Source organism: Latilactobacillus sakei subsp. sakei DSM 20017 = JCM 1157, from assembly GCF_002370355.1.
Taxonomy (GTDB): Bacteria; Bacillota; Bacilli; order Lactobacillales; family Lactobacillaceae; genus Latilactobacillus; species Latilactobacillus sakei.
On sequence record NZ_AP017929.1, the window covers coordinates 1,736,983 to 1,756,888 of the forward strand.

Consider the following 19,906-nt stretch of genomic DNA (forward strand, 5'->3'; position numbering starts at 1 on the left):
TTAATGACGCACTTCTACTAAAAAACAGGAATCAGGTATTTTTAATAGCCCCATTCCTGTTTTATTTGATTAATTATTCAACTGAAATTAAATATGGATAAACAGGTTGGTCACCTTCGTGAATTTCAACTTCCAATTCATCGTCTTGGGCCATGATTGCATCACTAATGGCTTCAGCTTCTGTCATATCACCGTCTTCACCAACGATAATTGTGACGATTTCACTGTCTTCATCCAACATAGTTTGGACCATTTCGATGGCAGCTGTTTGGCGATCAGCAGTTGAGACCTTAATCTTACCGTCGATAATCCCCATGTAATCGTCTTTTTTAATTTCAAGACCATCAAGCGTTGTATCGCGAATGGCTTGTGTCACTTGACCACTAATCACCGTATCAAGTGCTTCAGTCATTGCTGCTTGGTTAGCTTGCAATTCTGCAGAAGGGTCAAATGACAAGAGAGCTGTCATCCCTTGTGCAATCGTCCGACTTTGAACAATTTCAACCGGAATTTCAGCAACTTCGGCAGCTTGTTCCGCCGCTAAGAAGATGTTTTTATTATTTGGTAATAAAATAACTTTCTTCGCGTTAGCTGCTTGAATGGCATCCAAAATATCTTGCGTACTTGGATTCATTGTTTGACCACCACTTAAAATATAAGTGGCCCCTAAACTTCTGAAGAGTTCTGCCACACCAGCACCAGCTGAAATCGCAATAATCCCAGTATCAACTGGTTCCGCTTGAACGGGGGCTGCTGCTTGTTGATCATTTTCAACAATTGTATCATGTTGCAAGCGCATGTTGTCCACTTTGATCTTCATCAATGAACCAAAATGTTGACCATAAGCCATCACTGTTCCTGGATGTTCTGTATGCACATGGACTTTAACCACTTCATCATCGGCAACAACTAATAATGAGTCGCCAATACCGTTTAAATGATTTCTGAATTCATCATAGTCAAATTCGCGATCAACAGTTGTGCCATCGCCAAGTGCAACCATGATTTCTGTACAGTAACCATTTTCGATTTCTTCAGTCCCCATTTGTGCTGTTTGGTGATGATTAGCATTAACCATTTCATCCATTTCAGCTTCATCGGGTGTATAAAGATCTTTGGCAGGTGCTTGACCTGTTAAACCTTCTAAGAAACCTTCATATATGAAAACTAAGCCTTGGCCACCAGAATCGACGACGCCGACTTCTTTTAAGACGGGTAATAATTCAGGCGTCTTCAATAAAGCCTTCTTAGAACCTTCAACGACCGCTTCAACAACTGCACCAATATCATCTGTTTGTGCAGCGACTTTGGCACCAGCTTTAGCACCTTCACGCGCAACTGTTAAAATAGTCCCTTCAACGGGTTTCATAACTGCTTTGTACGCTGTTTGAACGCCACTTGTAAAAGCATCTGCTAAATCTTGGGCCGTTAAACTTGTTTTTTCTTCCATACTCTTTGAAAAGCCACGGAAGATTTGTGAACTAATCACACCAGAGTTACCGCGGGCACCCATTAATAGACCCTTAGCTAAGCTCTTTGATAATTCACCAACTGCTTGCGCATTATTTTCATTAACCGCCTTAGCACCACTTTGAAAAGTTAAACTCATATTAGTTCCTGTATCCCCATCAGGTACCGGGAAAACGTTTAATGAATTCACAAATTCTGCATTTTTAGTTAAGCGATGTGCAGCAACCCGCATCATTGCTTGAAACTCGGTTGCTGTAATTTCAGTAACTTTCACGAATGTTCCTCCTCGAACGAAAACAAATAGAACTGGCTTTAACCACCAGCTCCGCTCATTATTTTAGTCTTCTAATACACGTACACCTTGAACATAGACATTAACTGAGTTTGCACTAACACCCAACATTGTTTCAAGATTATATTTCACTTTACTTTGAACATTACGGCAAACTTCTGAGATCTTAATGCCATAACCACAAATAATATAAACGTCGATTGCCACGCCATTTTCTTCTTGACGAACAACAACGCCCCGATTGTAATTTTCACGATTTAAAATTTCATTTAAATTGTCACGAATTTGATTCTTGCTTGCCATACCAACGATGCCATAAATATCAGTTGCAGCACCGCCAACGACAGTGGCAATCACATTATTCGTAATATCGATATCGCCGTATTGGGTCTTAATTTTAACAGCCATTAAAATAGCCTCCTTGTGACATACTTAATGTTATTTTAGCATAGCTCCGATAACTTTCAAAGTACTTTAACGAACCTGTATTGCTTAGTATAACGCATGCTTTTATTAGATACTACCCTTAAAAAATGACCTGTCAAGTAATTTTCCTTGTAAGAGTTCTTGCATTAGCTCAACTATTATGGTAAATTGTTTAAGTGAATTGTGTAAGCCGGTGTGCATGCATGCAACTATTAAGACTAACTGAATCATATTATGTTTCTCGTTAATTCTTCTACCGGCTTTACTAAAAGGAGGAATAGACCATGGCAAAAGACGTTATTACCGGCCGTAAAACATCATTTGGCAACAAGCGTTCACACGCTTTGAACGCATCTCGTCGTTCTTGGAAGCCAAATTTACAAAAAGTACGTATCTTAGTTGATGGCAAACCTAAACGTGTTTGGGTTTCTGCTCGTGCTTTGAAATCAGGCAAAGTTACTCGTGTTTAATTTCGTTTCTTAGATTGTCTTCGGACAATCTATTTTTTTGCGCAAAAATAGAGTGCGTTGCCAGTGATTAGCTTTTGAGCATTTGCCTAACTTGGCGAATTGGCGATGAAATCGCCGGTTTGACAAGTGTAGCAAAGCGCAGAAAGTTACTGGCAAAAGCACGTTTCCATCAAAAAAGGCTCGACAAAATAAATTTGTCGAGCCTTTTTATATTCGAATTTTAATGGCTTAAACGTGCTTTTTGAAACTGACTTCTGCGCTTAGCGTCACTCGTCAAACAACTGCTTGCAGCAGTTATTCGCCGAGCTGTGCTAATGCTCAAAGTCAAACCGTTTCAAACGCACTCTTTTAATCCTTACTTTGAATCACCGCTACGATGCCCGTTTTAAAATTAAAATGCGCTTTTTCGCCGATGAATTCGTTGCTGGCCCATGAGATTGGAACCTTCGTATCAAAATGTGTGAGTGGATATTTCTCATCTACTAAATTTAAATCCGTCGTTGGCACGAGCGGGATAAACGCGAGGTACTTTTTATCAGCCTCTTTTGTCAGCTCATACGTCCCCGGCGCATAGAATTGAATCGTATTTTGTCGGTCACGCATCTCAATGCGATTGAGGACCGTTCTAAAGCGTTCTTCGACCGCCATAAAGAGATTGGCTAAGAAATGGTCAATTCGGCCTCCAGTCGCACCGTAGACCACCACACGGTCAGCCTGTAGTTCTTCAAAGGCAATTGATAACGCTAATTGCGTATCTGTTTCGTCTTTTTCGGCTTGAACCGAACGAATATCACTGACCGCCGCTAGCACCTGTTCTTTTTCAGCCGGGGTAATGGAATCAAAATCACCGACCGCAATCGTAGGTGTCACACCTTGTTGTAATAAGCGTAACGTCCCACGATCGGCCGTAATCCATTGTCCTGGGACGGTTGTGATTGTTGCTAATTCCGATGCCCACTGATCAACTGGACCACCTGCCAATAAATTAACGCGCTTCATTAGCAGCCTTCTTAAGGGTTTCAATTCGTGTTGCTAAATCACCAGCAAATGTGTATGAACCCGCTACAAAGACATCAGCGCCCGCTTTGGCACAGGCTGCGATTGTTTGGTCGTTAACGCCACCGTCAACTTCGATTGTAAAATCAGCATCAGCGTGTGCTTCACGATAAGACGCTAATTCAGCGACCTTCGTTAACATTGCTGGAATGAATTTTTGACCACCAAAACCAGGATTAACCGTCATTACTAAAACTTGATCAACCAATGGTAAAACAGATTCAATGTAGCTCACTGGCGTCCCTGGATTGATGACCACCCCAGCTTTAACACCAGCATCTTTGATCATTTGAAGACCACGATAAAGATGTTCTGTTGCTTCTGCGTGAATCATGATTAAATCAGAACCAGCTGTTATGAATTGTTCAATGTAGCGTTCTGGTTGTTCAACCATCAAATGAACATCTAAGCCTAGTTGTGTTAGCGGACGAATACCGCTGACCACTTGGGCGCCAAAAGACATGTTAGGCACAAACATGCCATCCATAATATCAATATGCAATAGGTCGGCACCTGCTGCCTCAAGATTTTGAACATCCCGTTGTAAATTCATAAAATCTGCGCTTAAAATCGAAGGTGCGATTTGTGTCATTTTAAAAACTCCCATCCAATTTCTTATTTTGATTTCTTATAAACAGGCCGGATATCCTTTAATTCGGCCCGGAATTGCAAATAGTTCGTATAGCGACTTTGCATAATTTCACCAGCATCAACGGCCGCTTTAACCGCACATTTAGGTTCCATCACATGTTGGCAAGTTCTAAACTTACAATCTTGTCCAATTTCTCTAAATTCAGGATAACGACTCACTAAAGTTTCACTCGTCACATTTAAAATACCCAGTGATGAAAAGCCTGGTGTATCGCCAACCAAACCATCATTCAATGGAATTAGTTCGATATGGCGCGTCGTATGCTTCCCACGGTTTAAACTTTGTGAAATTTCAGCCGTTGCTAAGTTCAATTTAGGATCAATATGATTGAGCAATGTTGATTTACCAGCCCCTGTTTGTCCCGTAAAGACGGTCGTTTTATCAGGGAATGTGTCTTCAATCGCTTGAATAATCTCTGGTGTAAATGCCGTTCTGGGTGCAAAAGTTGGATAACCCACTTTTTCATAGTAATCCAAATATTGCTTAATCTCTTGATATTTTTCGTCAGAAATCATATCGGTTTTCGTCAAATAAACGAGGCCTTGAATATTCAAACTTTCTAAATAAATCAAGAAACGATCTAATAAGTTTAACGAAAAATCAGGTTCGACTGCCGAAACAATGACAACTGCCTGATCGATATTCGCTACTGGTGGTCGAATCATTTCATTTTTGCGGTCTAAAATTTCTAAGATATAGCCGCTTTCTGTTTGACTTTCACTTTCAAATTCAACGAAATCGCCGACCAATGGCGTAATTTTCCGTTTTCTAAAATTACCTCGAGCCCGTGTTCGATAAATTTTGTGCTCACTTTGTACATCATAAAACCCACTGAGGGCACGAATAATCTGTCCGGTCTGCAATAGGTCACCTCCCATTATTTTTTAACCTGTTCTGTGGTTATCTACTAAAATTGCTTAATCCTCCAGTAAAATACGGTAGTAACTTATTTTATCTAAAGATTACTTTGATTGAACGCTCGATTGACTACTTTGACTAGCTGAACTACTGATCGATTCACTTGCTGATTCGCTTTCCGATTCACTCTCTGATTCGCTCTCTGACTCACTCGCGCTACTTTCACTCGATTGACTTGATTCAGGCGCACTCGACTCGATAACTGAATTTGAACTCGACGTCACAATAGAATGATGTTCAGTTGGTTGCTCGCCTTTTGAAAGGATAACGCTTACGCTATCACCTTCTTGAACCATTGTACCACTTGCAGGCGATTGACTGATTACCATTCCTTCAGAAATACTTGATGAATATTCTTCAGAGAATACGACCGTTAAACCATTTTGTGCAGCATAGTCTTGAATCCCTTGCTTTGTATAGTTGCTTAGATTATGCAATGCAAAACCAGGTTTGCCGCTGCTGACTGTTAAGGTAATCGTCGTTTTACTTGGAACGACCCTTTTGCCAGCCGCAATACTTTGATCGATAATCAACCCAGGACTCACTTCAGATGAACTTTGGTATTTCCGTTTAACTTTCAAGCCTTTATCCTTCAAAGCATCCCGAACATCACTATATGCTTGGTTCGTATAGTCTTTAATCTTATACTTTTGGCGTCCTGAACTGACAATTAAATTAACCGTACTTCTTGATTTTACACTCAGGCCCGCTTTAGGCGTTGTTCGAATGACGTGGCCCTTACTGTATTTCTGACTCGTTGTTTTTTGAACCGTGCCGACCTTCAGTTTTTTATCGGTCAAAGCAGATTCCGCATTTTGTTGTGTCATATCCGTTAAATCAGGGACGGTTACTTCGCTCCCCTGAACTGCAAAAGCAATCACCGTTGCTAATAACAGCAATAAAACAACACCGCCACCTAGTAGCCACCACTTACGTTTAGACTTAGCTGGCTTTTTAACCTTTTTCTGAGTTGGTTCCGCTTCTTTAACTTGTTCCTCATCATTGTTGGTTTGCGTAATGCCTTCTGGATCTAGTGCGGGAATCACCTTAGTCTCACTCAAATCATCCGCTTTTGATGGCACAAATTTAGGTTCGTGCGCACGACTAGCTGATAAAGAAGTTGCTAAGTCAGCCATCATTGCATCAACACCACTATAGCGTTCATCCGGATCCTTGGCAGTCGCTTTTAAAACGACATTTTCCAAGGCTTGCGGAATACGTGGATCATAGTTGCGTACTGGTGGGACTTCATCTTGGAAATGCTTAATCGCAATTGAAACAGCGGACTCGCCTTCAAAAGGCACCATCCCCGTCAATAACTCATAAAGCACAATTCCTAACGAGTAAATATCAGACCGTTTCGTCGCCATCGAACCTCTTGCCTGTTCCGGTGAGAGATAATGAACAGACCCCAACAACGTATTGGTCTGAGTCATCGCCGTTTCGCTGAGCGCAATCGCAATCCCAAAGTCACTAATCTTAACGTTGCCGTCTTCATCAACCAAAATATTTTGTGGTTTTAAATCCCGATGAATAATATTATGCGCATGTGCGTTTTGAACCGCAGATAAAATCTGCGTCATAATATCAATTACGCGTTGATAAGGAATTGGAAAGTGTTCCACGATATATTTCTTAAGATCGGTGCCCTTAATATATTCCATAATGATGTATTGCATACTGTTTTCTTCACCAACATCGTAAATACTAACAATATTCGGATGATTTAATTCAGTCGTTGCCAACGCTTCTCGCGTAAACCGTCGGACTGTATCCGGATCATTTCGGAGATCTAATCGTAAAACTTTAACTGCCACTTGCCGATCTAAAATTAGATCCTGCGCCAAATAAACATTAGCCATGCCACCTTCACCGATGGGGCGAATAATCTTATAACGCCCCGCTACAGCGTACCCTGTTTCCATCATGGCGTAGGCACCTCACCTTCGTGATGTAAGATGAGTGCCGTAATGTTATCCATGCCGCCAGCTTCGTTCGCTTTTTGGATTAAGGCGGCACATTTTTCTTCCAGCGTCATCTCTGCCATCAAGGTTTGTTGCAATTGATCGTCATCGACCATATTGGTCAACCCATCTGTACATAAAAGTAAGTAGTCATCTGGTTCGAATTCATAAATCGTCACATCTGCATCAACCTCTTGAGAAACACCCAGTGTGCGCGTGATGATATTCTTTTGAGGATGATGCTTAGCGGCTTCTGCCGTTAATTCCCCTTGCTTAACCAGTTCATTGACCAATGAGTGGTCTTCCGTTAATTGACGTAACGTATTGCGTCTGAGACGGTAAACGCGGCTATCGCCGATATTAGCGACTAAATAGTGCGTCCCGGAAATTAAGACTGCCACTAAGGTCGTGCCCATCCCCGATAAATCGTCATATTGATTCGCTTTGGCTAAAATATGTTGGTTTTCTCTTTGTAATTCAAAAATCAACCACTTAACCATCGCTTCAATATCAGTATCATCTGTTTTTTCAAATTCATGTCCGATATGGGAAACAGCCATTTCAGAGGCCACGTCGCCCCCTAAATGACCGCCCATTCCATCGGCAACAATTGCAAATTGAACACCGCGTTGATTAGTATAAAAACCAACATAATCTTGATTATTCTGTCGCTGTTGACCGACATCTGTTTGATATGCAACTTCCATAAAAAATCACCTCAATTGTAGTTATGCCCGTCGTTTCAAACAAGCGATGAAAAAGCCGTCTGTTTGGTAATCATCTGGATAGATTTGGACAAAAGGACTTGCTTGATTCTGCGCTAATGGTAATTCAAGTGGTACTGGTTCAATTTCAAACTCCGGATGGTTAGCAATGAAGGCCGCCACCACTTGTTGATTTTCTTCCGGAACAATCGTGCACGTACTATAAGTTAGGCGTCCGCCGACTTTCAAAGTAGGCGCCACGGCATCTAGAATTGCTAATTGGATTCGTTGTAGATTCATCAAGTCCGCTGGTTGGCGGCTATATTTAATTTCTGGTTTCCGGCGCATTAACCCTAACCCAGAACAAGGTGCATCGACTAGAATTTTATCGAAATGTGCCTCACCAAACTGTTCGCCCACTTTACGTGCGTCTAGTGCTTGAGCGCTAACAACATCTTCAACATGGAGCCGCTTCGCATTTTGTTCAATCAAACGCACTTTATGGTCATGAATGTCTAAGGCCGTGATTTGACCGCCTTGTTGCGCATCCAAATAAGTTGCCATATGCGTTGTCTTGCCACCAGGTGCGGCACAAGCGTCTAATACTTGGTCCCCTGGTTGAATATCTAAACTAGGTGCGACTAACATTGAACTTTCATCTTGAATCGTATAATCGCCCGCTTCAAATAACGTACCACTGGCCAAATGACCGCCTTGTGCGACTAAGCCAACCTTAGCAATCTGACTCGGTTGGAGGTCATTAAACTGCGGTTGTAACTCAGCCAATACGGCATCAACCGTATTGACCCGCGTATTAACTCGCAATGAAGCGTTGGCTGGTTGGTTAATTGTTGCGAGCAATGATTCGAGTTTATCATCCCCTAAATCAGCTTGCAGTTTTGCCACCAACCATTGCGGCACGCTGTATTGCACGCTAAGACGTTCAATTGGATCAGCAATCGCATTGAGATCCGGTAAACCACTGCGTTGTAACTGCCGCAAAATCGCCGTCACGAGCTTAGCAACCCCCGCATGCCCCATTTTTTTAGCAATTTCAGTTGCTTCGTAAAAAATAGCATGTTCTGGCACGCGATCCAAATAAACTTGTTGATAAACCGCTGTTCTGAGAACTTGGCGAACCCAGTTGTCCATTTTCTTCGGCTTTTGAATGAAAGGTGCTAAATAATAATCCAACGTGTATTCATGCTGAATAACACCGTAAACAAGCTGCGTTAAAAAGCCAGCATCTTGTGGGTTTAATCGATTCTTATTGATCACTTGGTCTAATGCCAAGTTTGAATAACTATTTTGTTTGGCAATTGCCGTCAATATTTCAACAGCTAAGTAGCGCGGTGTCTTATTCGGCATCTTGCACCACCACTTGTTGACCGACTGCTAGTTGCTTGCCAACCCCATTTAAATAAGATTGCACTGGCATCTTGGCTTTACCGGCCGGTTGAATTTCAGTGATTTTTAAAACAGTCCCGTTACCGGCCGCTAATTCGAAATCTTTTTTATTTAGCGCGACAACTACGCCGGCTGCTTGATCAGTTGTTGTTTCTGCAACTGTCGCTTGCCAAATCTTAGTCCGTTGGCCATTAACGGCTAACCAAGCTCCTGGTTGAGGCCGTAAAGCGCGAATTTGGTTAACCAACTGTTCAGCAGGTTGGTTGATGTCTAATTGTTCTTGTTCCTTAGTAATGTTATACGCAAAGGTCACTTGCACTTCATCTTGCGGTGTCCGAGGGGCTGTTTGTGCAATAATCCCAGGTAAAGTCTTTAGTAAAAGATCCCGACCAACATAGCTTAACTTATCGAATAAACTACCGGTATCGTCTGTGGCTTCAATTGGAATACTGGCTTGTTCAATCATATCGCCGGCATCCATTTTCTTAGCCATATGCATGATAGTAATCCCGATTTCTGAGTCGCCATTTAAAACGGCGTATTGAATTGGGGCGCCACCACGGTATTTAGGCAATAATGAGCCATGAACATTAATCGCAGCGATTTTAGCGGCTTCTAATAATTTTGTTGGTAAGAATTGACCGTAAGCTGCCGTTACAATTAAATCCGGTTGTAAGGCAATTACGTCAGCCAGTTCAGGGCTACCACTCAGTTTTTCTGGTTGGAATACTGGTAGATTTAGTCGAACCGCAGCTTCTTTAACAGGTGTTTGTTGCAACACTTGTTTACGACCGACTTTCCGATCCGGTTGTGTCACAACTGCCAAGATTTGGTAGTCGTTTGCCACAAGGGCTTCTAAAATTGGTACTGAAAATTGGGGTGTTCCCATAAATACGATGGATGTCATTAATCAATCACGCTCACTTTTAAGTAAATTGTAGAGGTTCATTATCCAGCCCAATCTTAAACCCGTGACGAGTATCGATTTGGGTGGTCTCTAGTATTTCGGCTAATTTAGCCTGAAGTTGTGGTTCCTGTTTATATTTAATCACAATTTGGTAAAAATAACGATTATTAATCCGCGCAATTGATTTCGGGGTGGGCCCGAGAATCAGTGCTTGGTCGGATAAAATCGGTCGCATCTGTTTGGCAATTTGAAAACTCTTCTTTGCGGCAAGTGCTTCTTCAGGGTGGCTAACCGTCACCTTCACCGTAAAGTAATAAGGCGGATAGCCGCCACGGTGGCGCACCGCCATTTCATATTGATAAAATCCTTCATAATCGTGCTGTTTAGCAAATTGAATCGCGTAATTCTCGGGATTATAAGATTGAACAATCACTTGCCCCACCTTATCCGCACGACCCGCACGACCACTAACCTGCGTTAATAATTGGAAAGTCCGCTCACTCGCCCGAAAATCCGGTAAACCCAAAGCTGTATCAGCGTTGATCACCCCGACTAACGTTACATCTGGGAAATCTAAGCCTTTGGCAATCATCTGCGTCCCTAATAAGATATCAGCTTCGTGATCACCAAATTTTTTCAATAATTTAGCATGCGCGCCTTTTTTCCGAGTCGTATCAACGTCCATCCGCAAAATCCGTGCTTCAGGGATTAATTCTTGTAATTCAGCTTCGACTTTTTGCGTGCCAGTCCCAAAATAACGAATTTGGCGACTCTGACAGCTAGGGCAAATCCTAGGAATGGCTTCTTCGTGCCCACAATAATGGCATTTCATCGAATGCGTATCCATGTGTAACGTCAACGAAATATCACAGTTGGGACACTGCAAGACAAACCCGCAATCCCGACACATGATAAATGATGAAAAACCGCGACGATTTAGGAGTAACACACTTTGTTCGCCCTTTTGCAGCCGTTCTTTGATGCCGGCTAATAACGCCGGTGAAAAGTTGCTGGCTTTTTGAACCTTCATCGCTTCGCGCATATCAACTAGTTCAACAGCTGGTAAGGCTTGTTGGTTCACCCGTTGCGTCAGGCGAATCAGATGGTAGACATCTTTTTGCGCCCGAGCGCGGGATTCTAACGATGGCGTGGCGCTGCCTAAAATGACGGGGCAGTGATGATACTGACTCCGCCAAATCGCAACGTCGCGTGCATGATAACGCGGACTTTCGTCTTGTTTATAACTGGCTTCATGTTCTTCATCCATAATAATCACGCCAATATCTTCAAGTGGCGCAAAAATGGCTGAGCGGGCACCGACGACCACGCGCGCTTCTTTGCGTTCAATGCGCCGCCATTCGTCGTATTTCTCACCTTCAGACAAGCCACTATGTAACACAGCAACTAAATCACCAAAGCGGCCCTTCACGCGTTGCACCATCTGCGGCGTCAAAGCAATTTCAGGGACTAACATCAGTGCGGTCTTGCCTTGTTGCAAGACCGCATCAATTGTTTGTAAATAAACTTCGGTCTTCCCACTGCCGGTGACACCTTCAATTAAGAATACTTCTGAGGCATCCGTTGATGCGGATTGAACGACCGCATCAACTGCGGTTTTTTGTTCGCTCGTTAGCGTCATTTTGTGGGTTGGTTGAACAGCATTAGCGTACGGATTCCGGTAAGCTTCCACCTTAACTTGGCGTAACCAGCCTTTTTCCGCACCGATTCGAATATTTTCCCGCGTAAAAGTTGTTTTTTCTAAAATCGTTTTTAATAAAGTTGGTGCCTCTTGATCAATCAGCGTTTGCAGATAACTGATTAATTGGCTTTGCTTCTGGGCTGACTTTCGTAAACCCATCCGTGCTTCTTCCAATTGTTCAAAACTCAGTGCGGGCTCAATCGCCGTTAATTGCTTAACTTGTGCCCGGTTATCAACGTGATAAGTGACGCTAATTTTACCTTGGCGCTGCAATTGCATGAGTTGTTTTAACTTATCAGGCGCTAGATTCTGATCAAAAGTCAACTCGTCATTGCCATTGAACAGACTGGCCTGTAAGTCCGCTGGAATTTCATCAATTAACGTCGCAGTTTTCGTATATTTAGCCCGCATCACACTGGGTAACATCGTCTGCAGACACGTGATCTGAAAAGCGTACGTCTGTTGTGCTAACCAATCTGAAAGTGATAGTAATTCAGGGTTAACCGCTGGCGTTAAATCAACAACTGCCTCGATTGCCTTTAATTGGCCCGTAAAGCTTGGCTGGTCTAAAACTTGCAAGACAAAGCCCTGAATCTTACGATCACCATTTCCAAACGGAATAATAACCCGCATCCCAGGTTGAATGACATCAACTAAAGTGACCGGTACCTGATAATCATATGGCCGATTAGTTTGCATTGTCGGCACATCAACGATTACTTTAGCAATCTGTGGCATGCTATTCCTCCTTTGAGCTAAGCGCTGTACTGATCCGTTCTAAAATTTGTGTGGCAATCACTTTTTTGGAAGCCAATGGTAATGCTTCTGGTGCCTGATTTGGTCGTAAAAGAGTGACCGCATTTTGGTCAGCGCCAAAGCCCCGGTCGGTTTGGCTGACATCATTGGCCACTAATAAATCGACCTGTTTAGCCGTTAATTTGACTTGCGCGTGCGCCATCAAATCATTGGTTTCAGCTGCAAAGCCCACTAGATATTGCTTTTTCTTTTCTTGACCCAACGTCGCTAAAATATCCGGCGTTCGATTGAGTTCAAGCGTCATATCAGTTTGACCAACTTGTTTTTTAATTTTTTGTGAAACGTATTGCGCCGGTTTAAAATCAGCGACAGCGGCTGCCATAATCACGACATCCGCTTCATTATATAAACTAGCAACGGCCCCTTGCAGTTCGGCTGCCGTTCGGACATAGATGACTTGTGCCAGATTAGCAGGGACAGCCAGTTCTGGCCGCGTACTAATCAAAGTAACCTTAGCGCCCATTTGAGCCGCCATTTCAGCAATCGCATACCCCATTTTACCAGATGACCGGTTGCCAATATAGCGAACCGGATCCAAAGGTTCCTGCGTCCCACCGGCCGTCACTAAAACCACTTTATCTTGCAAACGATTAGGGGTTAATTGGCGGTAAACATTACTCATAATCACATCTTCTTCTGGAAAACGCCCTTGGCCTTCATAGCCTTCCGCTAAAAAACCAGTAGCGGGTTGCACAATCGCAATCCCATCTGCTTTTAATTGTGTTAAATTGCGTTGTGTCGCAGGATTTAACCACATATGTTCATTCATAGCGGGCACCAATAATTTAGGCGCCGTAGTTGCCAAAAGTGCCGTGGTCACGAAATCATCTGCAATGCCGTTCGCTAATTTGCCAACAATATTGGCCGTCGCAGGTGCAACAATTGCCAATTCGGTCCAGTCAGCTAAGTGAATGTGGGCGACTTGTTCTGGGTGATTCATCGTCATTAAATCAGTTAGCACTTCTTGCCGCGTTAATGTCGCAAAGGTCAATGGTGTCACAAATTCGGTGGCAGCCTGCGTCATTGCCACGCGGACAATTGCCCCATTTTTAATCAACTGACGCACTAAACTAGCGACCTTGTACACCGCAATCCCACCGGTTACGTAAACCGTAACGTGTTTGTTTTCTAAACTCACCATTTTAAAAACCTCCTTTAAATAAAAAAACCGCCTCTTAATTTAGACATCCCACGATGAATAAACTAAAAATGCGGTTCGCTAATTATTCTTATTCGCCATCTTTTTGAGAAAGCTTATCCATTTTTTCAGCATCTTTTTCAAGCATCAATGAATCAGGATCAATGGTTACATTGCCAGCAGCAATTTCTTCCATTGCCATCCCTACGGTTTTAGGTGATTTGTATTCTGATAACATTTTCAAATCGCCAGCTTCGATTTGATGTGCTCGCTTGCTTGCTAAAACGGCTAATGAATAGCGTGAGTTAACATTTTCTAGTAACTTATCAATTGAAGGATATACAATCATTTTATTATTCCCCTATCATTTTCTTATATTGATCAATCACACGTGGTACTCGTAAGTGTTCACTCTCAATAATCTTTTCAATCCGTTGAACGGCGTTTGGAATTTCATCATTGACAACAGCGTAATCATAATTTTCCATCATCCGAATTTCATCGGCTGCTTTTTGCATGCGCTTATCAATCGTTGCTTGATCGTCAGTGCCACGTTTTTGGATTCGATTGCGTAATTCCAATAAATCAGGCGGTGTTAAAAAGATAAACACGCCATCTGGACACTTCTCACGAACCTGCATCGCACCTTGGACTTCGATTTCTAATAAGACATCGCGGCCTGATTCTAAGGTTTGATTGACATACTTCATCGGTGTGCCGTAATAATTATCAACATACTGTGCATACTCTAGCATACCATCATTTGCAATTTCTTGCTCGAATTCTTCTTTGCTCACAAAATAGTAGTCAACACCATCTTGTTCGCCTGGTCTTGGCTTTCTAGTCGTCATCGAAACTGAATAGTGAAAATCACGAAATTCATCTTCTAGCATTGCTTGACGGACAGTTCCTTTACCAACCCCTGATGGGCCAGATAAAACGATCAACATTCCTCGATTGGACATCTACGTAATTCCCTCTTCTTTTATAAAATAGTTAAGTTCTATTTTATCACTAGATGACTGCCAATTACAAGTCTACTTTAGGTTCATCTCATTTAATATTGTTTGCAATTGTGCAACTTCCTCATTGGTGAGCGTGATGCCCTTGCCCATCTTCGCATGATCGGGTGCCCAGTCCCGTAAATCAAACTTAGGTGCGCGACCATTCCAAGCAATTAAGTTCAATTCTTTCTTCCAGCCCGCCTTATTTTCACTAATGGCCCCAATTTCAGCCATAATTTCGTAGTTGATATCACTCATCAAATCACCCTTTCTCATCGTTTAATCTATTATACACGAAAAAAATTTAAATTTGCGCTTGCAGATTAGAACATTTGTTCGTATAATGGAAATACAAACAAATGTTCGGAGGACAACACGTTATGGAAATCAAACAATCAGCAGTAGTCGGCTTTAGTCATGAATTGGTGAAACGGTATCAACGCTTTTTCGAACTCGATGATGCCCAAGAATTAATCGAACAACCCCAGATGCAACCTAGCCAAATTCAACTTTATATGATGCAAGCTTTTGATCGCCATTACCGTTTGGCTATCCAATTTAACGTGGCCGAGCACATCGAACAAGTCAATGGGCGCTTGATTAAACAACTTGATGATAAAACTTACTTGTTAAAAGAAAATCACTCTAATCTTTATAAAATCGTTACTTTAAATCAAATTCGCTACATCTCAAAAAATAACTAACAATAGACGATGACCGTTAAAGAAGGGGTTAGGACAACAAGTCCTAACCCCTTCTTTATTAAGCTTGTCTAATCTGTGCTTTAGCAGTTTCTGCGAGGTCCACTAATTCTTGGGCGTGTTCTAGCGTTAATTCCGTCACTTCTGTCCCCGCCAACATACGAGCCAGTTCAGCAACGCGTTTTTTACCGGTTACCTTTTGGATTGATGTTTCTGTGCGGTTTTGTTTAATTTGTTTTTGAATTTGGTATTGATGATCACTCATCGCCGCTACTTGTGGCAAATGCGTAATACAGAGGACTTGTGAGTGTTGGGCAATTTCGCTAATTTTATTGGCAATTGCTTGCGCAACACGCCCACTGACCCCAGTATCAACTTCATCAAAAATAATGCTGGTAACGCCTTGTGATTCTGAGAAAATCGTTTTAAGCGCCAACATCAATCGGGATAATTCCCCACCAGAAGCAGTCTTGGCAAGCGGCCGTAGCTTCTCACCCGGATTAGGTTGAATATAAAATTCAACTTTGTCCCGACCGCTGCGCATAAATTGCTGATTATCAACCGTGGCAAATTCAACTTTGAAAACCGTTTTAGCCATATAGAGAGCTTTGAGTTGTTGGTGAACAGCCTTTTCCAACTGTTGAGCAGCAGCTTGGCGTTTCTCAGAAAGAACGGCTGCTTCTTGCAGCAATTGGGCTTGTTGTTGTTCAAATTGTTGCTCTAATTCGCTTGCATTGGCTTCTGTGGCCTGCATCGCTTGCAATTCTTTGGTAATTTGCGCCCCATAAGCTAAGATTTCAGGAATTGAATCGCCATATTTATGTTCGAGATTATTGATCGTTTCTAAGCGCTGTTCAATTTCATCCAAGCGCGCTTCGTCCCATTCAAGATTATCGACTTCCCGACTAATATCACTACCGCTATCTTGCAGTGTGTAATAGCCTGTTTGTAGATTATCGGCAATTCTTTTGAATTCAGGATCTAATTCCGCGATTTCTTGCATCTGATTCATCGCAATCGCGATTTGATCTAGCGCGTTGCCTTCTTCACCAGATAAAATGGCGCGACTAGCTTGCAAGGCCTGATTAATCCGTTGGAAGTTGCTGAGTTTCGCGCGTTCTTCGATTAACTTACTTTCTTCATCTGGTTGTAATTGCGCGGCGTCAATTTCATTAGTTTGAAATTTAAGCATATCAAGGCGTTGGGCCCATTCCTGCTCATTTTGTTGTTTCTTCTTCAACGCTTTTTCCGTTTGCCGGTAAGCCTGATAGGTTTCTTGATAGGCCGCCTTAGCACTCGCCAAGGTTGTGTGGGCAAACTCATCCAACAAGCCTAGATGGCGATCAGGATACATTAATTCTTGATGTTCGTTTTGACCGTGAATATCAACTAATGTTTCTCCAATCTTTTTAAGCGTCGTGGTATTGACCAGATGCCCATTAACGCGGCAAACATTATGCCCGTTTAATGCCAAATCACGTTGTAATAAAATGGTTTGATCATCGTGTTCAATCCCATATTCAGCTAAAAGCGCGGCAGTCGTGCCGTTTTCGGGTAATGTGAACAAGCCCTCTAACGTCGCTTTTTTCGCACCGGTTCGGATGAAATCCTGTGACCCCCGACCACCAGCGAGTAGGCCAACCGCGTCGATAATAATCGATTTCCCGGCCCCAGTTTCACCAGAAAGAACCGTCATCCCTTCATCGAAACTAATGGCCAATTGATCTATAATTGCAAAGTCGTGAATGACTAATTCTTGTAGCATTTGAAAATGCCCCTTTCATCTGGTCCTAATCTTAAAAAAACTTGCTAAATTACTTTAGCAAGTCTTCGATAAATAATCTGAACTGTTTTGCTTGTTCCTCAGATTTACAAATAATCAGGACCGTGTCATCGCCACCAATTGTCCCAAAAATATCTTCGGATTGTAATTGATCTAATAAACTTGCAATTGCTGGCGCATTACCAGGGTGCGCCTTAATCACCACAAAATAATCCTGTTGATTATGGGTCACATAGGCATCCCGTAATGTCCGTCGCAATTTTTCTTTAACATCTAATTTTTTTTCAAGCGGTAAGCTATAGTGATAGCCTTCGTCCGTATTAGGGACTTTTACCAGTTGCATTTCTTTGATATCACGCGAAATCGTGGCCTGCGTGACCTCAATTTGTTCCGCCTGCAAGAGTTTAACAAAATCTTCTTGGCGTTCAATTTCATGAGTTTGAATTAAATTTCTCAACAGTCGTTGTCGGTCTACTTTACGCATCAAAAACACCTCTTCTTGTGAATAACAATTCTAACTCACATGATAGCGTATTTATACATAAAACACAAAGATTTATGCATTATTTTCCAGAAGGTCGTTTTAATTCTGCATAAGCTCGTTCTAAAACCGCATCAATATTCACACTTTCAGCAAGTGTGCCCGTCTCGGCTTCTGTATTTCTAAGATGGATCAAGAACTCGATGTTCCCTTCGCCACCTTTAATTGGTGAGAAATCAAGGCCTAAAACATCGTAGCCTGTTGCTAAACTAAAGTTGACGATATCTGTCACAACATTTTTATGAACCTTAGGATCACGGACAATGCCGTTTTTACCTACATTAGCTGGACCCGCTTCAAATTGGGGCTTAATTAAAGCCACCGCATCACAATTAGGTTTGAGAATTGGTTTTAAAGGTACCAAAATCTTATGCAACGAAATAAAGGAAACATCGGTCATTGCAAAGTCTGGTAATCCATCAGTAAAGTCCTCTGGTTGGCTATAACGGAAGTTAACCCGTTCCATAACAACTACGCGGGGATCTTCACGCAACTTCCAGGCCAATTGATTATAACCCACATCAAGCGCATAACAGCGCCGTGCGCCATTACGCAACGCAACATCGGTGAACCCACCTGTTGATGAACCGATATCCAGCGTTAATTTATCTTTAAGATCGATATCAAAAACATCGATGGCCTTCGCCAATTTCAAAGCACCGCGACCCACGTATGGGATTTTGTGCCCTTTAACTCTTAATACGGTTTCAGCGTCGATTTTTTCGCCGGGCTTGTCAATTCGTTCATCATTTTTCCCATAAACTTCACCAGCCATAATTGCCCGCTTGCCTTGTTCCCGTGATTCAAATAAACCTTGTTGTACTAATAGTACGTCTACCCGTTCTTTTTTCATCTGTTCTCCTATTCGTTGAAATAGTCCAAAAAACTATTTAATAAAGTCCGGTCAAAAGTCGTGACTTGCGCCAGTTGTTGTTGTGCTTGTTGGCAAGTCGTGTGGAGTGCTTCTTGCGCACCGGACAACCCCAATAAAATGGGGAAGGTATTCTTTTGTTCTGCGGCATCTTTATGAACAGCTTTGCCCATTTCCGCAGTGGTACTGGTGACATCTAAAATATCATCTTGAATCTGAAAGGCCAAACCAAATTGTTGCGCAAAACCGCGTAAAGCAGTTGTTTCAACCTCACCAAGTTGTGCTAGGACAGCGCCCATGGCCACCGCGACTTCAATTAAACAACCTGTTTTAAGATGATGAACTTGTTGTAACTGCGCTAATGTCAACGCTTTGTGCTCGCCTTCAATGTCTTCGACTTGCCCCGCAACCATCCCGTTGGCACCGGCCGCTTGCGCTAGTAATCTGACAAGTTCGATTCGTTGTTCAGCGGTTACGTTTAATGTCGCTAACCATTCAAACGCAAGTGTTAATAACCCATCACCAGCCAAAATAGCCTCAGCTTCACCAAAGACCTTATGGTTCGTCGGTTGGCCGCGCCGTAAATCATCGTTATCCATTGCAGGTAAATCATCGTGGATTAACGAGTAACTATGGATTAATTCAAGCGCACCCGCTGCTCTAAAAGCTGTCTCATCAATGCTTTGACCGGTACTTTCCAAGACTGCAAATAACAAAAGTGGCCGTAATCGTTTACCACCTACCATGACCGAGTACGTCATCGATTTTTGCAAAGTTGGTTCTTGAATTCTCGCTAATTCACGTTTTAAATAAGCGTCAAACTGCGGTAATTCACGTGCCGCTAATTGTTTAAAATCAGCCATTACTGTTGCTCCTCAGCATCTAATGGCACTTCTTCGCCGTTATCGGCCATTACTTTAGCCATTGTCTTTTCAGCTTGGCTCAATGTTTCTTCAAGTGTTTGACTGAGTTTGACACCTTCTTGAAAGGCCGTCATTGCTTTTTCAAGCGGGACATCGCCCGTTTCCAACTCGTTAACAATCACTTCTAATTGCGCTAAATTTTCTTCAAACGTTAATTTTTTTCT

At 42.4% G+C, this 19,906-nt stretch carries 20 protein-coding genes and 1 pseudogene; 2 read left to right on the plus strand and 19 right to left on the minus strand.

Going from position 1 to position 19,906, the window contains the following annotated elements:
* Window positions 1-73: 73 nt before the first annotated feature.
* Together fakA and LEUCM_RS08705 are read right to left on the minus strand one after the other, a co-directional pair.
* Window positions 74-1,744 carry a DAK2 domain-containing protein gene (gene fakA / locus LEUCM_RS08700; protein ID WP_025015865.1) on the minus strand — a complete coding sequence of 557 codons (1,671 nt, stop codon included), beginning with the start codon at window positions 1,742-1,744 and terminating at the stop codon, window positions 74-76.
* Window positions 1,745-1,807: 63 nt separating this feature from the next.
* Window positions 1,808-2,170, minus strand: a complete 363-nt coding sequence (locus LEUCM_RS08705) for an Asp23/Gls24 family envelope stress response protein (RefSeq protein WP_016264868.1) — start codon at window positions 2,168-2,170, stop codon at window positions 1,808-1,810.
* A 302-nt stretch (window positions 2,171-2,472) separates the two neighbouring features.
* Between LEUCM_RS08705 and rpmB the strand changes: the two genes are divergently transcribed.
* Window positions 2,473-2,658 carry a 50S ribosomal protein L28 gene (gene rpmB, locus LEUCM_RS08710; protein ID WP_004265581.1) on the plus strand — a complete coding sequence of 62 codons (186 nt, stop codon included), beginning with the start codon at window positions 2,473-2,475 and terminating at the stop codon, window positions 2,656-2,658.
* 348 nt (window positions 2,659-3,006) lie between these two features.
* Here rpmB and LEUCM_RS08715 read toward each other — a convergent pair whose 3' ends face one another.
* The 12 genes from LEUCM_RS08715 to LEUCM_RS08770 form a co-directional block, all read right to left on the minus strand.
* Complete coding sequence (locus tag LEUCM_RS08715) at window positions 3,007-3,657, minus strand: thiamine diphosphokinase (protein ID WP_016264867.1); 651 nt, start codon at window positions 3,655-3,657, stop codon at window positions 3,007-3,009.
* Window positions 3,644-4,306 carry a ribulose-phosphate 3-epimerase gene (gene rpe, locus LEUCM_RS08720; protein ID WP_016264866.1) on the minus strand — a complete coding sequence of 221 codons (663 nt, stop codon included), beginning with the start codon at window positions 4,304-4,306 and terminating at the stop codon, window positions 3,644-3,646. Before rpe ends, LEUCM_RS08715 begins: the two co-directional genes overlap by 14 nt.
* 23 nt (window positions 4,307-4,329) lie before the next feature.
* Window positions 4,330-5,229, minus strand: coding sequence for a ribosome small subunit-dependent GTPase A (gene rsgA, locus LEUCM_RS08725; protein WP_011374402.1), 900 nt, complete (start codon window positions 5,227-5,229; stop codon window positions 4,330-4,332).
* 99 nt (window positions 5,230-5,328) lie between these two features.
* Window positions 5,329-7,212 carry a Stk1 family PASTA domain-containing Ser/Thr kinase gene (pknB, locus tag LEUCM_RS08730; protein ID WP_025015867.1) on the minus strand — a complete coding sequence of 628 codons (1,884 nt, stop codon included), beginning with the start codon at window positions 7,210-7,212 and terminating at the stop codon, window positions 5,329-5,331.
* Window positions 7,209-7,955: a Stp1/IreP family PP2C-type Ser/Thr phosphatase gene (locus LEUCM_RS08735; protein WP_025015868.1), complete on the minus strand. Its 747-nt coding sequence runs from the start codon at window positions 7,953-7,955 to the stop codon at window positions 7,209-7,211. Before LEUCM_RS08735 ends, pknB begins: the two co-directional genes overlap by 4 nt.
* A 21-nt stretch (window positions 7,956-7,976) precedes the next feature.
* The gene (gene rsmB, locus LEUCM_RS08740; protein ID WP_056936395.1) at window positions 7,977-9,320 is read right to left on the minus strand and encodes a 16S rRNA (cytosine(967)-C(5))-methyltransferase RsmB; all 1,344 of its coding nucleotides are present in this window, start codon (window positions 9,318-9,320) and stop codon (window positions 7,977-7,979) included.
* Window positions 9,310-10,266: a methionyl-tRNA formyltransferase gene (fmt, locus tag LEUCM_RS08745; protein WP_025015869.1), complete on the minus strand. Its 957-nt coding sequence runs from the start codon at window positions 10,264-10,266 to the stop codon at window positions 9,310-9,312. The genes rsmB and fmt overlap by 11 nt, the downstream gene beginning before the upstream one ends.
* A 19-nt stretch (window positions 10,267-10,285) precedes the next feature.
* The gene (gene priA, locus LEUCM_RS08750) at window positions 10,286-12,703 is read right to left on the minus strand and encodes a primosomal protein N' (RefSeq protein WP_016264861.1); all 2,418 of its coding nucleotides are present in this window, start codon (window positions 12,701-12,703) and stop codon (window positions 10,286-10,288) included.
* Between the two features lies 1 nt (window position 12,704).
* The gene (gene coaBC / locus LEUCM_RS08755) at window positions 12,705-13,922 is read right to left on the minus strand and encodes a bifunctional phosphopantothenoylcysteine decarboxylase/phosphopantothenate--cysteine ligase CoaBC (protein WP_016264860.1); all 1,218 of its coding nucleotides are present in this window, start codon (window positions 13,920-13,922) and stop codon (window positions 12,705-12,707) included.
* An 88-nt stretch (window positions 13,923-14,010) separates the two neighbouring features.
* On the minus strand, window positions 14,011-14,268 hold the full coding sequence (rpoZ, locus tag LEUCM_RS08760; RefSeq protein ID WP_011374395.1) for a DNA-directed RNA polymerase subunit omega: 258 nt from the start codon (window positions 14,266-14,268) through the stop codon (window positions 14,011-14,013).
* Window positions 14,269-14,272: 4 nt separating this feature from the next.
* A complete protein-coding gene (gene gmk / locus LEUCM_RS08765; protein ID WP_011374394.1) occupies window positions 14,273-14,884 on the minus strand; it encodes a guanylate kinase in 612 nt (203 codons plus the stop codon).
* A 72-nt stretch (window positions 14,885-14,956) separates the two neighbouring features.
* Window positions 14,957-15,181, minus strand: a complete 225-nt coding sequence (locus tag LEUCM_RS08770) for a YdbC family protein (RefSeq protein WP_025015870.1) — start codon at window positions 15,179-15,181, stop codon at window positions 14,957-14,959.
* Window positions 15,182-15,303: 122 nt separating this feature from the next.
* Here LEUCM_RS08770 and LEUCM_RS08775 point away from each other — a divergent pair, with 122 nt between their 5' ends.
* A complete protein-coding gene (locus LEUCM_RS08775; protein ID WP_025015871.1) occupies window positions 15,304-15,627 on the plus strand; it encodes a hypothetical protein in 324 nt (107 codons plus the stop codon).
* A 58-nt stretch (window positions 15,628-15,685) separates the two neighbouring features.
* Here LEUCM_RS08775 and recN read toward each other — a convergent pair whose 3' ends face one another.
* The 5 genes and pseudogenes from recN to LEUCM_RS08800 all read right to left on the minus strand — a co-directional run.
* Window positions 15,686-17,389, minus strand: coding sequence for a DNA repair protein RecN (gene recN, locus LEUCM_RS08780; protein ID WP_056936394.1), 1,704 nt, complete (start codon window positions 17,387-17,389; stop codon window positions 15,686-15,688).
* A 49-nt stretch (window positions 17,390-17,438) separates the two neighbouring features.
* Entirely contained in the window at window positions 17,439-17,891 is a 453-nt protein-coding gene (argR, locus tag LEUCM_RS08785; protein ID WP_025015872.1) for an arginine repressor, read from the minus strand.
* 79 nt (window positions 17,892-17,970) lie between these two features.
* Entirely contained in the window at window positions 17,971-18,801 is an 831-nt protein-coding gene (locus LEUCM_RS08790) for a TlyA family RNA methyltransferase (RefSeq protein WP_025015873.1), read from the minus strand.
* A gap of 8 nt (window positions 18,802-18,809) precedes the next feature.
* Window positions 18,810-19,682: a polyprenyl synthetase family protein gene (locus tag LEUCM_RS08795; RefSeq protein ID WP_025015874.1), complete on the minus strand. Its 873-nt coding sequence runs from the start codon at window positions 19,680-19,682 to the stop codon at window positions 18,810-18,812.
* Window positions 19,682-19,894: pseudogene (locus LEUCM_RS08800) on the minus strand (exodeoxyribonuclease VII small subunit); the annotation flags it as partial. The gene LEUCM_RS08795 and the pseudogene LEUCM_RS08800, both read right to left, overlap by 1 nt.
* Window positions 19,895-19,906: the final 12 nt, after the last annotated feature.